Annotated in this window: 12 protein-coding genes; 6 read left to right on the top strand and 6 right to left on the bottom strand. The window is 63.1% G+C overall.

The genetic code is table 11. The features are described from left to right. Nucleotides 1-219 precede the first annotated feature (219 nt). From ACGYLC_RS10875 to ACGYLC_RS10860, 4 genes are all read left to right on the top strand, one after another. Nucleotides 220-1941 (top strand): peptide ABC transporter substrate-binding protein, encoded by a 1722-nt coding sequence (locus ACGYLC_RS10875; RefSeq protein ID WP_394422961.1) that lies wholly within the window; start codon nucleotides 220-222, stop codon nucleotides 1939-1941. Between the two features lie 119 nt (nucleotides 1942-2060). Continuing rightward, on the top strand, nucleotides 2061-3098 hold the full coding sequence (locus ACGYLC_RS10870; protein WP_271687693.1) for an ABC transporter permease: 1038 nt from the start codon (nucleotides 2061-2063) through the stop codon (nucleotides 3096-3098). Further along, on the top strand, nucleotides 3091-4089 hold the full coding sequence (locus ACGYLC_RS10865) for an ABC transporter permease (RefSeq protein WP_394399863.1): 999 nt from the start codon (nucleotides 3091-3093) through the stop codon (nucleotides 4087-4089). Before ACGYLC_RS10870 ends, ACGYLC_RS10865 begins: the two co-directional genes overlap by 8 nt. Before the next feature lie 207 nt (nucleotides 4090-4296). After that, on the top strand, nucleotides 4297-5370 hold the full coding sequence (locus tag ACGYLC_RS10860; protein WP_394422960.1) for a YeeE/YedE family protein: 1074 nt from the start codon (nucleotides 4297-4299) through the stop codon (nucleotides 5368-5370). On the opposite strand, the gene ACGYLC_RS10855 is transcribed toward ACGYLC_RS10860, so the two are convergent. The 5 genes from ACGYLC_RS10855 to ACGYLC_RS10835 form a co-directional block, all read right to left on the bottom strand. Then, nucleotides 5306-6574 (bottom strand): DUF3422 family protein, encoded by a 1269-nt coding sequence (locus ACGYLC_RS10855; protein WP_394422959.1) that lies wholly within the window; start codon nucleotides 6572-6574, stop codon nucleotides 5306-5308. The genes ACGYLC_RS10860 and ACGYLC_RS10855 overlap by 65 nt on opposite strands. A 213-nt stretch (nucleotides 6575-6787) precedes the next feature. Continuing rightward, nucleotides 6788-8221 carry an NAD(P)(+) transhydrogenase (Re/Si-specific) subunit beta gene (locus ACGYLC_RS10850; protein WP_394422958.1) on the bottom strand — a complete coding sequence of 478 codons (1434 nt, stop codon included), beginning with the start codon at nucleotides 8219-8221 and terminating at the stop codon, nucleotides 6788-6790. 13 nt (nucleotides 8222-8234) lie between these two features. Next, entirely contained in the window at nucleotides 8235-9809 is a 1575-nt protein-coding gene (locus tag ACGYLC_RS10845) for a Re/Si-specific NAD(P)(+) transhydrogenase subunit alpha (protein WP_394422957.1), read from the bottom strand. A gap of 245 nt (nucleotides 9810-10054) precedes the next feature. Further along, on the bottom strand, nucleotides 10055-10771 hold the full coding sequence (locus ACGYLC_RS10840; protein ID WP_394422956.1) for a hypothetical protein: 717 nt from the start codon (nucleotides 10769-10771) through the stop codon (nucleotides 10055-10057). Nucleotides 10772-10806: 35 nt separating this feature from the next. Next, the gene (locus ACGYLC_RS10835; protein WP_394399875.1) at nucleotides 10807-10944 is read right to left on the bottom strand and encodes a hypothetical protein; all 138 of its coding nucleotides are present in this window, start codon (nucleotides 10942-10944) and stop codon (nucleotides 10807-10809) included. Between the two features lie 62 nt (nucleotides 10945-11006). On the opposite strand from ACGYLC_RS10835, the gene ACGYLC_RS10830 reads away from it, so the two are divergent. Both ACGYLC_RS10830 and ACGYLC_RS10825 read left to right on the top strand, forming a co-directional pair. After that, complete coding sequence (locus tag ACGYLC_RS10830; RefSeq protein ID WP_394422955.1) at nucleotides 11007-11759, top strand: SDR family NAD(P)-dependent oxidoreductase; 753 nt, start codon at nucleotides 11007-11009, stop codon at nucleotides 11757-11759. 44 nt (nucleotides 11760-11803) lie between these two features. Then, on the top strand, nucleotides 11804-12376 hold the full coding sequence (locus ACGYLC_RS10825; protein ID WP_394422954.1) for an REP-associated tyrosine transposase: 573 nt from the start codon (nucleotides 11804-11806) through the stop codon (nucleotides 12374-12376). A gap of 144 nt (nucleotides 12377-12520) precedes the next feature. Here ACGYLC_RS10825 and ACGYLC_RS10820 read toward each other — a convergent pair whose 3' ends face one another. After that, nucleotides 12521-13303 (bottom strand): gamma-glutamyl-gamma-aminobutyrate hydrolase family protein, encoded by a 783-nt coding sequence (locus ACGYLC_RS10820; protein WP_168612018.1) that lies wholly within the window; start codon nucleotides 13301-13303, stop codon nucleotides 12521-12523. Between the last annotated feature and the right edge of the window lie 51 nt (nucleotides 13304-13354).

Raw genomic sequence — 13354 nt, 5'->3', positions numbered from 1 at the left:
GCCATAATTGCGCCACGTCCGCCCTTGCAATTTTTTGCAAACCTGTTTCGATATAGCCCATGCGGTTTGGAAAGAGCGCTTCGATCACAGGTTGAATATTACTTGTTTTGTTATGTTTAGCTGGCGAAGCTCATCTTCTTTCCGGGGCGATAACAACAAGGCGGGGCACATCCCGTTGACAAAATGCGGCACGCCCACGTGTCCAACATGGAGTAAGATATGAAATTGAAGACCCTATTGATGGGGGCTGTCGCATCGACTGCGTTTGCCCCCATGGCCTTTGCCGAAGCCCATGAGGGCGAGCGGGGCCGCGACGGCGAAGTCAAAATCATCTATTGGCAGGCGCCTTCGATCCTGAACCCCTATTTGTCGAGCGGCACGAAGGACGTCGAAGCCTCCTCGCTGATCCTCGAACCGCTGGGCCGCTATGACGAAACCGGCGCGCTGGTCCCCTATCTGGCAACCGAGATTCCGACGCTGGAAAACGGCGGCGTGAGCGAAGACCTCAAGACCATCACATGGAAGCTGAAAGACGGGCTGATGTGGTCCGACGGCACCCCCGTCACCGCCAATGACGTCAAATTCACCGCCGATTACTGCATGAACCCCGAAGGCGGCTGCGCGCAGTTGGCTAAGTTCGAAGGTGTCTCCTCGGTCGATGTGGTCGATGACCAGACGGTAAAGGTCACCTTCTCCGAACCGATGCCAAACCCCTACGGCCCCTTCATGGGCGGCCAATCCCCGATCATTCAGGCGGCACAGTTTGCCGATTGCACCGGCGCCAAAGCGCCTGAGTGCACCGAGGCCAACTTCAACCCCATTGGCACCGGCCCCTTCACCGTCACCGAGTTCCGCCCGAACGACGTGATCACCATGGCCGCGAACGAGAACTACCGCGATCCGAGCAAGCCTGCTTTCGCCACGCTGACCTTCAAAGGCGGCGGTGACGCGACAGCGGCGGGCCGTGCCGTGATGGAAACGGGTGAGTTCGACTACGCCTGGAACCTGCAACTGGCCCCCGATGTCATCGCCAAGATGGCCGAAGGCGGCAAGGGCAAGCCGATGTCGGCTTTCGGCACGCTGGTTGAGCGTCTGGAACTGAACATGACCGACCCCTCCCCCGATCTGCCGGAGGGTGAGCGCGCCACGGCCAAACACCCGCACCCGATCCTGGGCGATGAAAAAGTGCGCCGCGCGCTTTCCATGGCGATCGACCGCGAATTGCTGGTCGAAGTGGGCTACGGCCAGGCGGGCCGCGCGACCTGCAACATCGTGCCCGCGCCCGAGCTTTACGCCTCGGACAACACCGACTGTCTGACCCAAGACATCGAAGGCGCCAAGGCGCTGTTGGACGAAGCGGGCTGGGTCGACAGCGATGGCGACGGTGTGCGTGAGAAGGACGGCGAGAAACTATCCCTGCTCTACCAGACCTCGACCAACGCCGTGCGTCAGGACTTCCAAGCGCTGATCAAAGATTGGTGGAGCCAGATCGGCGTTGAAACCGAGCTGCGCAACATCGACGCTTCGGTCTTCTTCGGCGGTGACCCCGGTTCGACCGACACGTTCCAGCGTTTCTATGCAGACGTTGAAATGTACGCCAACAACTTCGACGGCACCGACCCGCAAAGCTACCTTGCCCAGCGGACTTGCGCCAAGTTCCCCAGCCCCGAGACACAGTGGCAGGGCGAAAACATCAACCGCTTCTGCAACGAAGAGTATGATGCGATGGTGGCCGAACTGGGCCGCACCGGCGAGATGGAAAAGCGTGGCGAACTGGCCAAAAAGCTGAACGACATGCTGACCAAAGACAGCTACTCGATCCTGCCGCTCGTGGACCGGGGCCGCGTCTCGGCTGCCTCCAACACCCTTGGTGGCGTCGTGCTGAACACATGGGACTCCGAACTGTGGAATGCCGCCGATTGGTACCGCATGGAAGAGTGATCTAGGACGGAGGCGCGGCGGGCCCGCGCCTCCTTTCACCGACCTTCGGGGGTGTGCGTCATCCGCGCGCCCCGTCTCGCCCCCACCCCCTCACAGACTGACCTACAAAGGCGACGCCCATGTTGACCTTCACCATCCGACGACTTCTTTTGTCGATCCCGACGCTTTTGTTTATCAGCCTGGTGATTTTCCTGCTGCTGCAACTCGCCCCCGGCGACCCCATGGCCCAGGTGCCGCTGACGGTCCCGCCCGAGGTGAAAGAGAAGATGCGCGAGGCGCTTGGCCTCGGCCAGCCGATCTATATCCAATATTGGAAATGGCTCGTGCAGGTCTTTTGGATCGAGCCGCAGGTCTTCATCGACTATCTGACCAACCGCTCCGCCCTGTTTAGCTGGCTGCCCGACACCAACCTGTCGGACGGCAAGCTGCGGGTGATCTCCTGGCAGACCCGTTCGCCGGTGATGGACATCGTGATCCAGCGCATGCCGCAGACCCTCTGGGTCGTGGGGCTGGCCTATATCGTGGGCATTGTCATCGCGATCCCCATCGGCATCTACTCGGCCTACCGGCATTACTCGGTCTTCGATCAGGCCGGGACGTTCATCACCATGATCGGCTTTTCGATCCCGCCCTTCTTTACCGGACCGCTGCTCATCGTGATCTTCTCGGTCTCTTTGGGGTGGCTGCCCTCGATCTATGACACGACCCATGTCGTGAACGATTGGGAGAGCTTCAAGGTGCAGTTCTTCCAGATGATCATGCCGGTGATGGTGCTGGCGCTGCAAACCACGGCGCAGATCAGCCGCTACATGCGCGGTGCCATGCTCGACAACCTCAACCAAGACTACGTGCGCACCGCCCGCGCCAAGGGGCTGAAGGAAAGCGTCGTGGTCATGGTCCACGTGCTGCGCAACTCGATGATCCCGGTGGTCACCGTTATCGCGCTCGGCATGCCCGCGATCTTCGGCGGGGCGATCATCACCGAGAACGTCTTCAAGGTGAACGGCATCGGCCAGCTGCTGCTGACCGCGCTGCGCGCCAACGACCTGCCGATGGTGATGACCCTGACCTTCATCTTCGCGGTGCTGATCGTGCTGTTCAACCTGATCGCAGATATCCTCTACGGCCTGCTTGACCCAAGGATCCGTTATGACTGAGCAACCCATTCCCGCAAGCCCGGTCGAAGCCGACCTCGAATTCATGAAGGCCCTGCAAGACAAGGGCCCGCAAAAACCGCCGCGCAGCCAATGGCGCGACGTTTGGGACCAGTTCCGCAAGCACAAGGGCGCGCTTTTTGGCGGCGGCTTCCTGATCTTCATCACGCTGGCCGTGATCTTTGGCCCCTATCTGTGGGACATCGACGCCAAGAAGCTGGACATCCGCAACAAGAACTGGCGGCCGATCTACAACCTGCTGTGGGACGGCGATGCCAAGGCGGGCTGGGCGCATCCCTTCGGCACCGACCAATTGGGGCGCGACATCCTTGCGCAGATGCTCTTTGGCGGTCGCGTGTCAATGGCCGTGGGCTGGATGGCGATGGCGCTGGCGCTGATCATCGGCACCGCCGTGGGCGTGCTCTCGGGCTTTTTCAAACGTATGGATTTCTGGCTGATGCGCTTCACGGACCTGATCCTCAGCCTGCCGATCCTGCCGCTGGTCCTGCTCGCGGTGACCCTCTTCGGCCAACCGCTGCGGGCGCAGTTCGGGCCGGAGGGCGGCATGTTTATCCTCATCGTCTCGGTCATCAGCCTAACCTCGTGGATGCAAACCGCGCGGATCGTGCGCGGCGACATTCTGGCGCTGAAAGAGCGTGAGTTCATCCTCGCCGCCCGTTCCATCGGCACCACGCCGGGCAAGATCATTCGTCGGCACCTACTGCCCAACGTGATCTCGCCGATCATGGTCTCGGCCACCCTGGGCCTCGCGACCGCGATCATCACCGAGAGCGCGCTAAGCTTCCTCGGCGTCGGTTTCCCCTCGGACTTCCCGACATGGGGCAAGCAATTGGCCGATGCCGTGGACCGGATGCAGGAGTTCCCCGAGCGGGTGATGCTGCCGGGCATCGCGATCTCGCTGACGGTGCTGGCGGTGAACTACCTCGGCGACGGTCTGCGCGACGCGCTGGACCCGCGCATTCGCGGGCGCTGAGCAAAATAAGGACCGACCGGCCCCCGCCCCCTGTGGCAGGGGCCGATTGTTTCGCGCCCTTTGACGCAGGGTGAACAGCGTCGCCGCTTTCGCCATCGAAACGGAATTTATTTCACCCCTCCGGGGGTCGGCCCTGTACGCTTTCACTTGATTGTGACCCGCGCCCGCTCCAAATGGGAAATAATTCCGTTTTTGAGGGTTTTCGCGATGTTTGAGTCTTTCGGCTTTGAAGAGACGACAGCAAAAGAGGCGTCCGTTCTGCTGGCGGCCCTCATCGGGCTGGCGTTTGGCGTGCTGGCGCAGCGCACGCGGTTTTGCTTTCGCCGGAGCCTTGTGGGTGAAGACCGACGCCAAGCGCTTGGCATCTGGCTGACCGCCCTGGCGCTCGCGGTGATCGGCACGCAGGCCGCCGTGGCCGCCGGGTGGATCAGTTTTGACGCGCATCGTTTCATGGCTTCTGAAGTGCCGTTTCTGGCGATTGGCATCGGCGGGCTGCTGTTTGGCGCGGGCATGGTGCTGACACGCGGTTGCATCTCGCGCCTTACGGTGCTGACCGGCGGCGGCAACCTGCGCGCGGCGCTGGTGGTGCTGGTCTTTGCCGTGGTGGCCCATGCGACGCTGAAGGGCGTCTTGGCACCGCTGCGCGTGGCGCTCGGCTCTGTCACCGTGGATATGGGAGAGAACGTGAGCCTCGCCGCCCTGCCCGGCGGTGCGCTGCTCTGGGCCGGTGTGATCGCCGTGGCGGCGCTGGCCTATGCGCTGCGCTCGGGCAACCGTGCGGGGCAACTGGCGATGGCGGCGCTGATCGGTCTCTTGGTCCCCGCCGCATGGGTGGGCACCGGGTTCATCCTGCTTGATGAATTCGACCCGATTGCGATGGAAAGCCTTAGTTTCACCTCCCCCTCTGCCGATACGCTGTTCTGGACCATCGCCAGCAGTTCGATCCCCGCGGGCTTTGGCACTGGGCTCTTGGGCGGTGTCTTTGTCGGCGCGTTGACCGCCAGCCTCGTCGCGCGGGAGTTTCAGTGGCAGAGCTTTGACGCCCCCCGCCAGACCGGGCGCTACCTGACCGGGGCCGCCATGATGGGCGTGGGCGGCGTCTTGGCCGGTGGCTGCACCTTGGGCGCAGGGCTCTCCGGGGTGCCGACCCTTTCGGTCGCGGCCATCGAAGCCACTGTGATGATCGCTTTGGGCGGCATGGCCATGCAGGCGCTGCTCAGCCGATCTTCCGCCGCAGACGGCGCAGCATCCACCACACGCCAAACACAACCGGCAGCGTAACGGCGGCCGTCAGCAGCCCCTTGCTGACCCCCAGCGACGCGGCCAGCGGGTAGAGCAGATAGCCCGCCAGCGACACCGCGTAATAGCTGATTGCCACGACCGACAGCCCCTCTACGGTATGTTGCAGGCGCAGTTGCAGGTCGGCGCGGCGGTCCATACTGGCAAGGATCGCTTGGTTCTGGGCCGAGCGTTCGACATCCACCCGCGTCCGCAGAAGATCCGCGGCCCGCAGTGCCCGCGCGGCGAGGGTTTGCAGGCGTGTCTCGGTCGATTTGACCGTGCGCATCGCGGGCGCATAGCGGCGCATCATGAACTCGCCAAAGCCCTGCCGCCCCAGAAAACGCGCCTCACGCAGGGCGGAGATACGTTCATAGACGATGGCCTCATATGCCCCCGTGGCGGCGAAACGATAGGCGGTTTCCGCCGTCAGCGCCTCCAGCGCGACCGAGACATCCAGGAGCGCGTGCAGCGTTTCCTCAGCCGCCGTGCCCGCCCCGCTGCGCATCGCCCCCATGAGGGTCGAGAGCTGCCCATCCAGATCGTTCAACGCCGCGGCCATGTCGCGCGCCTGCATGAACCCCAGCATCGCCATCGCCTTATAGGTCTCGATCTCGCAGAGCCGCTGCACGATCCGCCCAATCCGCCGCTGGCCGGTCGTCGCATCGGTGAAAAGCGCAAGGCGCAGATGGCCTGCGGGGTCGATCCGAAAGTCGCTGGCCACCACCGCCGCCCCATCCAGCACCTCCGCCACCGCAAGGCTTTCGGGCACGAACCAGTCCTGCAAATGCGCCGCGATCTCATCGTCGGCTTCCGGCTTCGGCAGCACCGTAAGCAGGGCGGAGGTGATCCGCTCCCCCTGCACCTCGGCCAGCCAATCCTCTGGAAAAGCGTCGAAATCCGTGGCGGCAAAGGGCAGGCTTCGGCCCGAGGGGGCAATGACCGTATAGGTAACGAACTCGGTATGCTGCTCCCATTTCAGGGTGAAGCGGCCCATCTCTCCGTAATAATGCGTGGCCGCCGCATCGGCGCGTGGGGCGCCGTAATGGGCCAACAGCGCGTTCAACTCGGCCTGTGGCGTGGCATCCGCCGATAGTTTCACCGCCAGAAAGGCCACCCGCGAGGGCGCGGCGAGTTGCGGAAAAGGGCGCGCGTGCATTTCGCCGGTAAGGGCAAGCCGCTGGGGGTGGTCTTTGATCGGGGCCATGACGGGGTCCGCAGTTGGGGAGTGTATTCCGCCGAGAATAGCGTCATTGCCGTCGAATAACAGAGAAAAGTGAAGCCATTTCAATCACTTGATGCATACCGAAGTATACCGCTGGCCAAAACGGCAAACGCCCCACCGTTTCCGGCGGGGCGCTTTGAGGGCTGTGCAGGGAATTTTTCAAAAATTCCCTGCCGTTTTCTTTGAAAGAAAACGTCAGTCGATCAGCGGCAGCAGCTTGTCGAGGCTCGCCTTCGCGTCACCGTAGAACATGCGCGTGTTCTCCTTAAAGAACAGCGGGTTCTCGATGCCGGAATAGCCCGTGCCCTGCCCGCGTTTGGAGACGATCACGGTCTTCGCTTTCCAGCATTCCAGCACCGGCATGCCGGCGATGGGGCTGTTGGGATCGTCCTGTGCGGCGGGGTTCACGATGTCGTTGGAGCCGATGACGATGGCAACGTCGGTATCGGGGAAGTCGTCGTTGATCTCCTCCATCTCCATCACGATGTCATAGGGCACCTTTGCCTCGGCCAGCAGAACGTTCATGTGCCCGGGCAGACGGCCCGCCACCGGGTGGATGGCGAAACGGACGTTCTTGCCCTTGGCGCGCAGTTTCTTGACCAGATCGCTGACCGCACCTTGCGCCTGTGCCACCGCCATGCCGTAGCCGGGGATGATGATGACGCTGTCGGCCTCGTTGAGCGCCTGCGCCACACCGTCGGCCTCGATCGCCACCTGCTCGCCCTCGACTTCCATCGCGGGGCCAGAGGTACCGCCGAAGCCGCCGAGGATCACGCTGATGAAGGAGCGGTTCATCGCCTTGCACATGATGTAGCTGAGGATCGCACCCGAGGAGCCAACCAGCGCGCCGACCACGATCAGAAGATCGTTGCCAAGCGAGAAGCCGATCGCCGCCGCGGCCCAGCCCGAGTAGCTGTTCAGCATCGAGACAACCACCGGCATGTCCGCACCGCCGATGCCCATGATCAGGTGATAGCCGATGAAGAGCGCTGCCAGCGTCATGACAAACAGCGGCAGGAAGCCCCCGGTGTTGAAGTACCAGATCAGGCAGAGCAGCGAGATCACCGCCGCAACTGCATTGAGCAGGTGACCGCCCGGCAGTTTCGTCGCCGCAGAGCTGACGCGACCCGCGAGCTTGCCATAGGCGATAACCGAGCCGGTGAAGGTCACGGCACCGATGAAGACGCCGAGGAACAGCTCGACCCGCAGGATGGCGATCTCGACGCTGTCCTTCTTGGCCAGCAGCGCCGCGAAGCCTTCGGTCGCCTTGCGCGCCACGTCGTCCATCGCCAGCACGTTGCCCAGTTCGATATGGGCGTTGTAGCCCACGAAAACGGCGGCAAGGCCTACGAGGCTGTGCATCGCCGCGACAAGCTCGGGCATCTGCGTCATCTGCACGCGGGTGGCCAGCTGGTAGCCGATGGCACCACCGGCGGCGATCAGGATCAGCGAGAGGAGCCACAGCCCCGCCCCCGGCCCGATCAGCGTGGCGATGACCGCCAGCGCCATGCCGGCGATACCATACCACACCGCACGTTTCGCGCTCTCCTGCCCCGACAGACCGCCGAGCGACAGGATGAAGAGAACCGCTGCGACCACATAGGCCGCTGTCGTGAATCCGTATTCCATGTTGCGCGCTCCTTCAGGATTTCTGGAACATGGCGAGCATGCGCCGTGTCACGAGGAAGCCGCCGAAAATGTTGATCCCGCACATGAAGACCGACAGGGCAGCAAGGAGGATCACCAGCCAGGAGCCTGAGCCGATCTGCATCAGCGCGCCCAGAATGATGATCGAAGAGATCGCGTTGGTCACCGCCATCAGCGGCGTATGCAGGCTGTGCGCCACGCCCCAGATGACCTGAAAACCGACGAAGACCGCCAGAACGAAGACAATAAAGTGCTGCATGAAGCTGGCCGGAGCGACAAGCCCCACCCCCAGCAGCAGCGCCGCGCCTACGGCCAGCAGCGTGACTTGGCTCTTGGTCTGCTGCTTGAAGGCCGCCAGTTCCTCGGCACGCTTTTCTTCCGGCGTCTTCTCCTTGACCTTTTCCTTCTTCGGCGCCGCCGCGATGGCCGCGACCTTGGGCGGTGGCGGCGGGAAGGTCACTTCCTTCTCATGGGTGATAGTGGCGCCGCGGATGACGTCATCTTCCATGTCGTGGTTGATGACCCCGTCCTTCTCGGGCGTGAGATCCGCCATCAGGTGGCGGATGTTGGTGGCGTAGAGCGTCGAGGCCTGCGTCGCCATGCGCGAGGGGAAATCGGTGTAGCCGATGATGGTGACGCCGTTGTCGGTAACGACCTTCTCGTCCATCTTGGTGAGCTTGCAGTTGCCGCCCTTCTCGGCGGCGAGGTCGACGATCACCGAGCCCGGCTTCATCGCCTGCACCATATCCTCGGTCCAAAGCTCCGGCGCTTCGCGGTTGGGGATCAGCGCCGTGGTGATGACGATGTCCACATCGGGCGCCAACTCGCGGAACTTCGCGAGCTGTGCTTCACGGAATTCGGGGCTGGAGACGGAGGCATAGCCGCCCGAGGCGGAGCCATCTTGCTGCTCTTCCTCGAAGTCGAGATAGACGAACTCGGCGCCCATGCTCTCGACCTGTTCGGCCACTTCGGGGCGCACGTCGAAGGCCAGCGTGATCGCACCGAGCGAGGTTGACGTGCCGATGGCGGCAAGGCCCGCAACCCCCGCGCCGACGACCAGCACCTTGGCCGGGGGCACCTTGCCCGCCGCGGTGATCTGCCCGGTGAAGAAACGGCCGAAGTTGTTGCCTGCCTCAATCACGGCACGGTAGCCCGCGATGTTCGCCATCGACGACAGCGCGTCCATCTTCTGCGCGCGGCTGATACGCGGCACCATGTCCATCGCCATGACGGTCGCACCTTTGGCGGCGGCGGCCTCCATCAACTCGGTGTTGCCGGCGGGGTTGAACATGGAGATCAGCGTCTGGCCTTCGCGCAGGCGTGAGACCTCGTCGTCGGAAGGCGGGCGCACCTTGGCGACCACATCGGCGGCCTCATAGAGCGCGGCGGCGGATTGCACCACCTCGACGCCCGCGGCCTCATAGGCGGCATCGTCAAAGCCCGCAGCAGCACCGGCGCCCGTCTCGATGACGCAGCTATGACCGAGCTTTTGCAGTTGCAGTGCGCTTTCCGGGGTCATCGCGACCCGGTTTTCGCCCTCAAATATTTCTTTTGGTGTCCCGATCTTCAAATCAAGAGTCCCCCTTTGCTGGCCCGTCGCGCCGCTCTGGCGCAACTTTGTTAGTCAGAGCGATAGCGCGCGCGCAGCAATAGTACAAGCAAACCGCGGGGTGAAACGCTGCAAAATTGCTGCACCGCGACAAGGAGAGAACGGTTTGCTGAATTCGGCGCAGAGATAGAACAGCCGTTCTACCCCGCGCCGATGGCACGGCCCCAAAGGCCATCCCGAAGCGTCAAACGACGGATATATAACGCTCAAAGACCGGGGATCAGACGCGCCAAGCCGCGCTGGTCAAAGGTAGTGCCCCGATCCGCGCCAAAGTTGATCTCACCGCCCAGACCGACGAAGGGCTCAGACTCGCTAACGCTGCCCACGTCCACCTTGGCAGACCCGACTTCCAAGAACAGATTGGTGGTCGGGGAAACCTCACGATCGAGCCGCATGGCAAAGCGCGACAGATCGTCGCCATCGCTGCCCAGCCGATCATAGGAGCCGCTGATGCCAAAGCCTTGGGCCAGCGCATAACGCGCCTTGATACCGCCAAGCGTGCCGTCGCCTGCATCGGTATCAACATGGGCCAGATAGCCTTCGAAGTCCCAATCCAGCATTTCATAGCCTGCTTCGAGACCCAAGATATCCGCATCTCCGCCCAAGGCTTCCTCGCGGGTGTAGAAGGCCCCGAAAGAGGTTGCTTCGTCCCAGTGGTAAATGCCGTGCAGGCCCAGCAAATGGCTGTCTTCGTCGACAAAGTCGAAATCGCTGTAACCGGCGTCGAACTGCAGGCTGAGGTTGCGGTTAAAGCCAAGCTCTACCGACCCATCAAGGCCAAGCCGGCTGAAATCGGTGTCGTCCGCGAATGCGGAATAGGAAAGCCCGACCGATCCGCCCGTCACTTCGACCGCCTGCGCGGTGCTTGCCCCAAAAGCGAGGGCTGCGGAAAGGGCGAGAATGGAAAATTCTATATGTTTCATTTTACTGCTCCAATGGTTCTGGCATGGCCCTGTCATCAGGTTACCCATCCGACCAGTGCGCCAAGGCGGCCCGCGCTGCAATAGTCGGGCGCAAGGCTGCCGCAAATGTGATCGCGGGCGGCAAGATTTGGCCTATCGCCATGCCAGCCGCCCCGCACGTAACGCCCCGTCATCAAAAGCTGCCTATTGTACTGCCGCCCCCGCCGCGCCACCCTGCCCGCAAAGGGGAGGTTTTATGACACTGAAAGACAAACACGCATTCATCACCGGCGGCGGCACTGGCATCGGGCTGGCCATCGCGCAGGATTTGGCTGCCAAGGGCGCGAAGGTCACCATCACCGGGCGGCGGCAGGAGGTGCTCGACGCCGTGTCAGGCAATGGCATCAGCGGCATGGCGATGGACGTGCGCGACGAGGCGCAGGTCACCGAGACCATCGCCCGCGCGGTCGAGGCCCATGGCCCGGTGCAAATCTGCGTGGCCAATGCGGGCGTGGCCGAGGGCCGGTCCCTGCATAAAACCGACCTCGATTTTTGGCGCGACATGATGGCGACCAATCTCGACGGAGCCTTTCTCACCATCCGCGAGAGCCTGAAATCCATGCGCCAGACCGATTGGGGCCGGGTCATTGCCATCTCCTCCATGGCCGGGCTGCGCGGCCTGCCGGGGGCGGCCTGCTACTCGGCCTCGAAACACGGGATGATCGGGCTGATCCGCTCGCTCAGCGAAGATTACATGGGCCAGCCCTTTACCTTCAACGCGCTCTGCCCCGGTTACGTCGACACCGAGATCATCGCACGCAACACGCAGGCGATCTCTAAACGCGCCGGGCTGTCCGAGGAAAAGGCCCGCGATGTCATGGTCAACGCCAACCGCCACAAACGCCTGATCGCGCCTTCGGAAGTGGCCGCCGCGGCGGCATGGCTGGTTGGCGACGGCTCCGAGAGCATCAACGGCCAGTCGATCGAGATCGCCGGCGGGCAAATGTAGCGGCGTTAAGGTTGCTTTAACCAAGCTGCGCCAAGCTCAGGGCCATGAAAGACAGCCCTTCATCCCATGGCCCGAACAGCTATTTCTTTACCCTGCGCCTCGCGCGGCGCGATGATGATGCGCTGCTGCGGCATATCACGGCCCTGCGCCAAGCCATGCGTGAGACTATGGCGCGCAAACCCTTCCGGATCGACGCCATCGCCATCTTGCCGGATGTGCTTCATACGGTCTGGACCCTGCCGCCGAACGACAACGATTACGGCAATCGGATCGGCATGTGGAAGGGGCGGTTTTCCCGCCATCTCCCCCCGGCCCCGCATCGCAGTCTGCGGCAGATCAAACGCGGCGAGAAAGGGATCTGGCAGCGCCGTTTCTGGGAGCATCGGATCCGCGACCCCGCAGATTTCGACCGGCATTGCAGCTTGGTGCACCTCAGCCCTGTCCATGCAGGCTATTGCGACCGTCCAGAGGCTTGGCCCTACAGTTCCTACAGCCGCGCCTGCTCGGATCGTACAGCGCCACGGCGCGCGGACGAGGACTCGGTCTTGAACCACGATGTAACGCCGCTGAACCATGCAATCTCGCCCGTTGCGCCTTTGCGCAGGCTGCACAGTTGAGCGGCGTTAAGGTAAGCCCCCGTTGGCGGCTTCATTGCGGGGATCGGCGGGGCAGCTGCGCCGCGATGCAGACGGTCGCAACCCGAAAAGCGGGCGACCGGCCATCAGAGCGCGACAAGCGCCCCCGGCCCGCTACGCCCGGCCCTATTGTGCGGCGGTCATCACCGGCATGGCCGACCCATCCGCCGCCCAAGCCCGCACGGCTGCGCCGAAATGTTCGAACAGCGGGCGCGAAACGGGGTCATTGGCCGCGTTCCACTCGGGATGCCACTGCACGGCGAGAGTAAAGCCCGGGGCGTCTTTGATATAGATCGCCTCGGGGGTGCCGTCATCCGCGTGGCCGTCGATCACCACGCGCGGGCCGGGTTCCTTGATCCCCTGCCCGTGTAGCGTGTTGGTCAGCACTTTGGACGCGCCCATCACACGGTGGAACACGCCGCCTTCGGTAAAGCTTACGTCATGGCGTAGTTCGAATTTCTCTTCGATGGTGCCGTCGGGTGGCATCCGGTGGTTCATCCGCCCCGGCAGATCGCGAATTTCGGGGTAGAGCGACCCGCCCATCGCAACGTTCACCTCCTGAAACCCGCGGCAAAGGCCGAGGAAGGGTTGGCCCCGCGCGACACAGGCCCGCACCAGCGCCAGCGCCACGGCGTCGCGCGCGCGGTCAAAGGCACCATGTGCTTCCGTCTCGGGCTCACCATATTCTTCGGGATGCACATTGGGCCGCCCGCCCGTCAGCAGGAAACCGTCGCAAACTTCCAGCAATTCCTCGACCGAGACAAAGCGCGGATCGCTCGGCACGATGAGCGGCAGACAGCCCGAGACCTCGGCAATCGCTTCGGTGTTCATCTGCCCGCCCGCGTGGACGGGATATTGATCGTTCAGCAGGTAGGAATTGCCGATGATACCTACGACGGGTCGGGCCATGAGTTACCTCTTTTTCACCATGGCCCGAACATAGGCGCTTCGCGCCGCGGC

The organism is Sulfitobacter sp. 1A12157 (assembly GCF_043557345.1).
In the GTDB taxonomy this organism is placed as follows: domain Bacteria; phylum Pseudomonadota; class Alphaproteobacteria; order Rhodobacterales; family Rhodobacteraceae; genus Sulfitobacter.
This window is presented reverse-complemented; position numbering and strand designations above follow the sequence as displayed.

Coding starts and splice junctions, on each gene's coding strand:
- ACGYLC_RS10875 (WP_394422961.1), top strand. CDS start 220: ATGAAATTGAAGACCCTATTGATGGGGGCTGTCGCATCGACTGCGTTT.
- ACGYLC_RS10870 (WP_271687693.1), top strand. CDS start 2,061: ATGTTGACCTTCACCATCCGACGACTTCTTTTGTCGATCCCGACGCTT.
- ACGYLC_RS10865 (WP_394399863.1), top strand. CDS start 3,091: ATGACTGAGCAACCCATTCCCGCAAGCCCGGTCGAAGCCGACCTCGAA.
- ACGYLC_RS10860 (WP_394422960.1), top strand. CDS start 4,297: ATGTTTGAGTCTTTCGGCTTTGAAGAGACGACAGCAAAAGAGGCGTCC.
- ACGYLC_RS10855 (WP_394422959.1), bottom strand. CDS start 6,574: ATGGCCCCGATCAAAGACCACCCCCAGCGGCTTGCCCTTACCGGCGAA.
- ACGYLC_RS10850 (WP_394422958.1), bottom strand. CDS start 8,221: ATGGAATACGGATTCACGACAGCGGCCTATGTGGTCGCAGCGGTTCTC.
- ACGYLC_RS10840 (WP_394422956.1), bottom strand. CDS start 10,771: ATGAAACATATAGAATTTTCCATTCTCGCCCTTTCCGCAGCCCTCGCT.
- ACGYLC_RS10835 (WP_394399875.1), bottom strand. CDS start 10,944: ATGACGGGGCGTTACGTGCGGGGCGGCTGGCATGGCGATAGGCCAAAT.
- ACGYLC_RS10830 (WP_394422955.1), top strand. CDS start 11,007: ATGACACTGAAAGACAAACACGCATTCATCACCGGCGGCGGCACTGGC.
- ACGYLC_RS10825 (WP_394422954.1), top strand. CDS start 11,804: ATGAAAGACAGCCCTTCATCCCATGGCCCGAACAGCTATTTCTTTACC.
- ACGYLC_RS10820 (WP_168612018.1), bottom strand. CDS start 13,303: ATGGCCCGACCCGTCGTAGGTATCATCGGCAATTCCTACCTGCTGAAC.